Here is a 1,675-nt window from a genome sequence, read left to right on the forward strand (position 1 = left end):
TGTGTGCCAGGCATGGCATTCATCTAGCTGGTGCAAGTCCAGTCGCGGGTAGTTACCGCCAAGCGTAGCGAACCACAAGCCGAAATCAGTGATGATGGGGTGAAGGAAGTGGTGTAGCAAATCTATCGAGCCTACGAACAGAAACTTGATAAAAGGCCAAATGGTGGATAAGATTGCACGACAAATCGAAGTCCAAAAGGTAAACGTAAAACCAAGTCGGTAAATCAAGAGGTTGTGAAGAGAAAGATGAATGTCTTACCCTGGGAGGTCTTGCGGACGTCTAATCACAGGAAGCTTTAAAATCAGCAAGCGTTAAGGACGGTCGAAAAAGGTTCACCGCAAGAAGTCAGCTGAAGTCATAGTAGTTATTCAACCGAAGATAACGAAGGACTGAATGTTTGTATTGTGTGAATCACTAAAAGAAAATGTTCAGATAATCCGAATGGGAGACTATCCTAGCACAGTGGAACGTAACCTCTGATGGAAAAGGTACCTGGGATGTTTCTGAAATCATCTACGATTAGAGGAGGAGCAGCGAGTGAGATTGATTGAAAAGATTACCAATGATTGGAATATGGAATTGGCTATCAGTAAAGTCAAAAGTAATAAAGGTGCACCAGGAGTGGATCACATGACGGTGGATGAAATTGACGAATATTTCAAGGAAAACGGACGAAAAATCCGAACAGAAATCCGACAAATGAAATACCAACCGATGCCAGTGAAGCGAACCTATATCCCAAAACCCAATGGCGAAAAACGCCCACTAGGGATACCTACCGTCAGAGATAGAGTCGTACAACAAGCAGTAGCCTACCAATTAAATCAACTATTTGATAAGGGCTTCAGTGAATACAGCTATGGTTTTCGACCAAATCGAAGCGCGCAACAGGCAATTGAACAGGCGCTAGAATATTTGAACGAAGGGTACGAATGGGTCATTGATATGGATATCGAGAAATATTTTGACACGGTAAATCATGACCGATTAATCTCAATGCTTAGAGAGCAAGTGAAAGATAGAGAGACGTTACATCTTATACGGTCATTTCTAAAAGCGGGAATCATGGAAGATGGACTCGTAACAACGAATGAATCTGGGGTACCTCAGGGAAGTCCGTTAAGTCCAGTACTGTCCAACATCTACCTAGACAAGCTAGATAAAGAATTGGAATCAAGAGGGTTAAGATTTGCAAGATATGCCGATGATACCAACATTTATGTAAAGAGTGAAATGGCCGCAGACCGAGTAATGAAATCTATTACAAATTGGATTGAAAGAAAACTATTTCTAAAAGTGAACATGACCAAAACGAAAGTAGTACGGCCAATGAAAAGCCAATTTTTAGGGTTTTCATTTTGGAAAAATTCAGAAGGATGGCAATGTAAACCGAGTGAAAAAAGTAAAAAGAGACTCTATTCCAATCTAAAAGAAGTATTGGTACGAAAGCAAGCTTCTGCCCGTCCGTTATCGGCCACATTTACTAAAGTGAATCAAAAGGTCGTCGGATGGATAAATTACTATCGAATGGGGAGCATGAAACAATTCCTAAATACATTCGGTCAGTGGTTAAGGCATAAAATAAGAGTGATTATTGTGAAGCAATGGAAAAAGCCCATACGAATCTATAAGAACCTTCAACAGTTAAATAAAGTACAGAGGTTCAATTTCAAA

The 1,675-nt window shown here is 40.5% G+C and carries 1 protein-coding gene; it reads left to right on the top strand.

The features are described 5' to 3' along the window. Window positions 1-538 precede the first annotated feature (538 nt). Window positions 539-1,675 (top strand): group II intron reverse transcriptase/maturase (gene ltrA / locus JOD14_RS13005; protein WP_204655199.1); only part of this gene is annotated, 1,137 nt, incomplete at its 3' end.

Source organism: Enterococcus lemanii (assembly GCF_016909125.1).
Taxonomy (GTDB): domain Bacteria; phylum Bacillota; class Bacilli; order Lactobacillales; family Enterococcaceae; genus Enterococcus_I; species Enterococcus_I lemanii.